Origin of the sequence: Shimia sagamensis (genome assembly GCF_900182745.1) — a bacterium.
Taxonomy (GTDB): Bacteria; Pseudomonadota; Alphaproteobacteria; order Rhodobacterales; family Rhodobacteraceae; genus Shimia; species Shimia sagamensis.
Genome location: NZ_FXTY01000021.1, coordinates 1 through 5,806 on the forward strand (window position 1 = coordinate 1; position 5,806 = coordinate 5,806).

At 56.3% G+C, this 5,806-nt stretch carries 7 protein-coding genes and 1 pseudogene; all 8 read left to right on the forward strand.

The genetic code is table 11. The features are described 5' to 3' along the window. On the forward strand, window positions 1-640 hold a 640-nt coding region (locus QOL67_RS21740), incomplete at its 5' end, for a phage minor head protein (protein WP_283428091.1). Window positions 641-768: 128 nt separating this feature from the next. Next, on the forward strand, window positions 769-1,026 hold the full coding sequence (locus QOL67_RS21745; protein ID WP_283428092.1) for a hypothetical protein: 258 nt from the start codon (window positions 769-771) through the stop codon (window positions 1,024-1,026). Continuing rightward, window positions 1,023-1,412, forward strand: coding sequence for a phage tail terminator-like protein (locus tag QOL67_RS21750; protein WP_283428093.1), 390 nt, complete (start codon window positions 1,023-1,025; stop codon window positions 1,410-1,412). The genes QOL67_RS21745 and QOL67_RS21750 overlap by 4 nt, the downstream gene beginning before the upstream one ends. A gap of 36 nt (window positions 1,413-1,448) precedes the next feature. Further along, window positions 1,449-1,676, forward strand: a complete 228-nt coding sequence (locus tag QOL67_RS21755) for a hypothetical protein (protein ID WP_283428094.1) — start codon at window positions 1,449-1,451, stop codon at window positions 1,674-1,676. A gap of 72 nt (window positions 1,677-1,748) precedes the next feature. Further along, window positions 1,749-2,189: a hypothetical protein gene (locus tag QOL67_RS21760; protein WP_283428095.1), complete on the forward strand. Its 441-nt coding sequence runs from the start codon at window positions 1,749-1,751 to the stop codon at window positions 2,187-2,189. An 82-nt stretch (window positions 2,190-2,271) separates the two neighbouring features. Beyond that, the gene (locus QOL67_RS21765) at window positions 2,272-2,706 is read left to right on the forward strand and encodes a hypothetical protein (RefSeq protein WP_283428096.1); all 435 of its coding nucleotides are present in this window, start codon (window positions 2,272-2,274) and stop codon (window positions 2,704-2,706) included. Between the two features lie 366 nt (window positions 2,707-3,072). Then, window positions 3,073-5,496: a phage tail tape measure protein gene (locus QOL67_RS21770; RefSeq protein WP_283428097.1), complete on the forward strand. Its 2,424-nt coding sequence runs from the start codon at window positions 3,073-3,075 to the stop codon at window positions 5,494-5,496. After that, window positions 5,496-5,806: pseudogene (locus tag QOL67_RS21775) on the forward strand (hypothetical protein); the annotation flags it as partial. The gene QOL67_RS21770 and the pseudogene QOL67_RS21775, both read left to right, overlap by 1 nt.

The window sequence follows — 5,806 nt, forward strand, 5'->3', positions numbered from 1 at the left end:
GGTCGCTGACGCAATTCGGGCCGGTTTACGTTCCGGCCGGAACCCGCGCGCTACGGCGCTTGATCTTGCGGGGCGAGTACAGGGAAATCAGCGGCAGGGAGGCTTGATCGGGCTACACAGCAATCAGGCGGCCGCTGTTCGCAGGATGAGGATCGAACTTTCTGATCCGAGCATGTTGGCCGGGTACTTCAAGCGGGCCAGTCGGGATCGACGATTTGATGCAACGGTGCGAAAAACGCTGTCAGAAGGGCGCAAACTCAACCAGCGCACAATTGCAAAAATCACGGGACGCTATGCCGATCGGTTGCTAAAGGTGCGCGCTGATGCAGTGGCACGCACCGAAGGCATGGCTGCTATGAATGCCGGCCGCCTGGAAGCCCTTGATCAGCTTGTTGAGCGTGGCGACGTACCCCGTCAAGCGGTTGTTATTCAGTGGGACGCGACAGGTGATGCTCGCACGCGACAGGATCACGCGGCCATGAATGGTCAAACGGTCGCGTTGGGCCAGCCTTTCGTGTTTCCCGATGGGTCACAGGCCAAACACCCCTGTGACGGCTCTCTGGGCGCGCCTGGCTCCCAAATCATCAACTGCCGCTGCTACGCGGCTACCAAGATTGACTGGCTTTCGCAGGCCCGATGACACGATCGTTTTCTGCTCAGGTTCATACCTGGTCTGAGAAGGCCAAGCGCAACGTTGAGCTTGTTTTGAAGCAATCCGCACAGGACCTCTTTGAGTTCGCTCAAACGCCAGTTTCAAAAGGCGGTAACATGCCTGTTGATACTGGCCATTTACGCAACAGCCTCGTGGCCGGCCTGAACGGATCCACTAGCTTAACAGGCCCAAACGCTTACATGCTCGCGATCGCAGGCATGAAAGTGGGAGACGTGATGTTTGGAGGCTGGACAGCAGAGTATGCGCGGCCTGTCGAATACGGTGCCGCAGGCAGGGCAGGGCGTTTCTACGCGCGTGGGGCAGCTCAACAGTGGCAGTCCATTGTGGCCACCAACGCAGCGAGACTCAAATGAGCGACGAAGCGACGATCATCCAAGCGGCAAAGGACCATTTTGAAGGCCTTGGCGATCGGCCATCCACTGTTTGGGCCAATCAAGCCGCAAAGAGCGACACGCCGCGAGTGGAGTTTGATCACGGCCCAGTAGCGCAATCCACGGCCACTCTAGCGGGCGACAGCCGCGCTGATTTCCTGCTCCAAATTTCGGTTGTAACCGAGGCAGGTACATCGAGCGGCCCCAGCGACAAGATCGTACAGTCTGTAATCGACCATTTCTCGATCGGAACGCGCATCTCTGACGCGACTGTGCATCTGCGCCCAACCATCGGCGCACCGTTTCAGGATGGAAGTGAATGGCGAGTGCCAGTCACCATCCGAATGAAGGCCATGTTGTCGGCCTGAGACCATAGACAATCGAGAAATCAAGGAGGGCGCAGCATGGCTGATGCTAACAACATAATCACGGGTGGGAAGATCACCCCGCAAACTGTCGGGGCAGTCACTTCTCCTACGCTTTCCTTCAAGGGAAAGGCCCCCAAGGCAGGTGAAGAAATCAGCTTCGTGCTGGACAATGGCGTCACCTATTCCGGCAAAGTCAGCGAGACACTGGAAGAAGGCGGCGAAGTGCTGGTGGTTTTCCACAACGGCATCAAGCCCCAAAAGTAATCCGGTCATCTGGGCAGGCTGGTTACGTCGTGGCGGTTTTGCCCAGACTTTCCCAAAGCATAGGAGGGCATCATGTCCACTTTCATTGGCTCAACTCTGAGCATCGCCGCTGCTACCCCTGCAACCGAAAACCAAGTGGGCTATGAGGCCCTTTCGCTGGTCGAGATTGGCAAAATCGTTTCAATCGGTGAGCTGGGCGACAAATCGGACGAAACAACGTTCGATCTTCTCAAGGCAGGCCGTCGCTCGCGCTTCAATGGCGTCAAAGATGTCGGCAACGTGCCGGTGACATTCATCACCGAGCGCGGCGATGCAGGGCAGGCGATTGTAGAGGCGGGCAACAACACCAACACCGTGCACACATTCGCAATCTTGGACTTGGACGGTGACGCCAAGTTTTTCCAGGGCCTCGTCGCAAACCTTGCTGAGCCAGAGCGCACGGCGAGCACCAACAAAGGTGGTTCGTTTGAGATGCGAGCGCAGACTGGCATCACCACAGTTAAAGGCTCCTAACCCCTTGGTTTGAGCCTTGGGCGAGGCCACGTGGCTTCACGGCCTCGCCCCAAAATTGGGCTGGAAGCCAAGGAATATCGACATGGACTTTTCAAAACTGGAAACCAAAACTGGCGCTGAGAAAGGCGCTAAACTTCACCTGCGCCACCCAGCTCTGGGCCATTTGCTTTATTCAGGTAAGGGGGCCGATGAAAACGGTAAGCTGATCGACGCTGCAAAGGATGCGCAGAAGGTTTTCTTGATGGTGCGCGGTACTGAAAGTCCGACAGTGCAGAAGCAGGCGCGAGACTTGCAGGCCAGTATTCTGAAAAACGGCGACATTTCGGATGAGGAAAAGGAGGTCGGATTGGCTTTCGCGTCCTCTCTGGTGATTTCAATGCACGGCCTTGAGAAAGGCGGGAAGACAATGGAGGCGACCGAAGAAAACAAGCGCGAGTTCTTGCTGCTATCTGACGGCTTGGTCGAGCAAGTCGTACAGTTCGCGCAGTCTCGCGCAAATTTTTTCAATCCCGCATAGGCGACTTACTTTTGGCGGCCAAGCAATGGGGATGGCTACACGCTATACCAGCAAAGGATGGCGAACAGACCTGGCCGCATGATCGTCTTACCCAAATAAGGGAGGTCGAAAAGCGGGAATTGAACATACCAGAAGTAGAGGTAGGCCAATATCTGCTAGAGGCGTTGATGGAGGCTGGCCCAACGTATCTTGACGCTATGGGCAGCGAGCGAGCTTTGGATTGGCTCCAAGTCCATGCCTATCAGTCGTCTTCACAAGCAATTTGCGAGCCTTGGGAGGCACGAGCCTTGGTCAATTTGAGTAGGGCCTACCTTGAAGGAAAGGCAATTGGGACCAATCCGCTGGGCTTAGAACCCTTGACAGAACATGAGGGGAAATCCGTTGGACATAGCTAAGCTAGGCCTAGAGATTGATAGTACTCAAGTTGACAAAGGGCGCGATGCTCTGGGCCGCTTCACGAAGCAGTCTCTTAAAGCGGAAACCGCGGCTGGCCGTGTCACATCCTCTGCAGCAAAGCTAGGGCGCGCCATTGGCGGTTTAGCAGTTGGGTTTCTGTCGATAAACTCCCTTGGCAGCTCGATCACGCAGGCCCGGACTTTTGGATCCGCACTTTCTGAGGTTTCAACCTTGATCGAAGGAACACCGGAGCAGCTGGCATATATCCAGCGTCAGGCTCGGTCTATGGCGAAGGATTTTGGCACCTATGCCACGCCGCAGGTGCAGGCGTTTTATCAGGCAATCTCTGCCGGAGCGGGATCGGTCGAGGAAGCCAACCAGATCATCGATACCGCCAACCGACTTGCCATCGGCGGAGTTACGGACATCGTAACCGGTGTTGATGGCTTGACCACGGCCATGAATGCCTATCGAGCAGCCGGCATTACAGCTGGCGAGGTTTCCGACGCGCTGTTCGTCGGGATGAGGGCAGGAAAAACCACAATCGCGGAGCTTTCTTCGCAGCTGGGTCAGATCGTGCCGCTCGCATCGGCTTCGGGCATCGCATTCGATGAAGTCGTGGCTGGTGTTTCTGCGCTGACGACACAGGGTTTGAGTACCGCAAGCGCGACCACTGGTCTGCGGCAGGTCATTGCTTCGGTGGTGAAACCCACGAAAGAGGCGAGTGATGTTGCCAAACAGCTTGGCTTGAATTTCAATTCGGCCGCGCTGGAAAGCCAAGGATTAGCTGGCTTCCTTGAGAAAGTGATCGAGAAAACAGGTGGCAGTCAGGAAATCATGGCGCAGCTTTTTGGGTCGGTCGAGGCTCTGGGCGCAGCGCTGGCCTTCTCCGGTGGCGCAGGAGCTACGTTCACCCAGATCATGCAGGACATGGCTGATAAAAGCGGCATGACCCTTCAGGCATACGAAAAGATGCTAGACCGAAACCAGCGGATCAATGCTGCAATGGCGAAGTTCCGCGATGTAGGGATCTCGGTTGGCACCGCATTGCTCACTGTCGCTGTACCTGCGCTTGAGTTCGTGGCGAACAATCTGGACGCAATCAATTCATTCGCTACAGCTGGTGCGGCGGTTCTTGCCGCCAGCTACATCCCGACGCTCGCGGCGATGGGGAGTAGCGCACTCGTTGCGGCTGCTGGCTTCGTGACTCTGCGCGGCGCGATGATCGCAACCGGAATCGGTGCGCTGGTCGTCGGGCTGGGTCTTGCGATCATGTATTTCAACAAGCTGGTCGTCGCGACCGGAGGTTGGGGCAGCGCATTGCAGGCTCTGGGCGATCTCGCGAAGGGCGTCTGGGATGGCATCAAGACTTCTGCGAAGTCTATCGGGCCTGCCCTCAATGCTGTGTGGCTGACCATTCAGGCGGGTTTTGTGCAGGTGATCAGCAATATCCAGAAGATTTGGGCCGACTTCCTGCATTCCGCAGTCGCTGGGGCGCGAGCAGCGGGTGCCGATGAAATTGCTCTTGGTTTGCACGAATACGCGGTCCGAGCCGGTGCGACAGTTTACGACCTGCAAAACAGGGTCAGCGATTTCCAAGGGCAAGCTGCGGCGGCCAAAGACGAAGCCAAAGCCCTCGTGAATGAAGGGTGGCAAAAGGCGGTCGACGCCATGAAGACCCTGATCCTTCAAATGGATGTTGCAAATGCCGAAATGGACAACGGCGCCAACGCAGCCGACGAGTTGAAAAAGGCCCTTGAGGGGCTTGGTGCAGGCGCCGCGACAACAGCCTCAAGCGTGGGTGGCCTTGGTGATGATGTCGGCACGCTAGGCCGCAAGCTCAAAAAAACGCCAGACGATATCGACCATGTTGCCAACGGTATTGATGGGATTTCCAGAGCTTTGGCCGGTGCAGCCACTCGAGGCGAAGACTTACGCGAAAATATGGCCAATGTTTTCGAGGGGATCGCTTATGACATTCTGCAGTCAGGCATCAAGGAAGCAATTTTAGAGGTGTTCGACTTTGAGGGAGCCAAAGGCGGCGGTGGAGGTTTCTTCTCGACGATTGGCGATATTGTTTCGGGTATCTTTGGTGGGTTCCGCGAGTCTGGTGGGCCGGTGCAGTCGGACAAGGGCTACATCGTTGGCGAAAAAGGCCCAGAGTGGTTTGAGCCAAAAACTTCCGGAACCATCATCCCTAACCATCAGCTAGGCGGCGAAAGTGGTCGTGTTCAAGTCGAAGTGCTTGTGAATGATGACGGGAAGATTGGTGCGATCGCGCGGTCTGAGGCGCAAAATGTATCCGTCCGGGTGATTGAGGCAGGCTTAGGGGAATACGATCGTGCGCTCCCCGATCGGGTTCAAGAAATCTCCAACGATCCGAGGGGGCGTTGATGGCTTTTACGTTTCCTCTTGCTCTGGCGGATTTCTTCGACGGTCTCCGCCTTACGTCACTGTCCTTCGCTCTTGGAGAGAATATGGAAAGCAGCCAGACCGGCGGCGGTGAGGTTTTGACAAACACGACCGGTCCACGCTTGTGGCACGGTGGGATTCAAATTGCGGCACACACTGTTCAGGACATGGATCAGGTCATCTCCAAAATCGACTTGCTGCGACAACCGGGGCGCTCGTTCTTCATTGGAGACCCTTACCATGTGTATGGTGCAGTTGATCCGGATGGGGCCATGCTTGGCGACAAAACGGT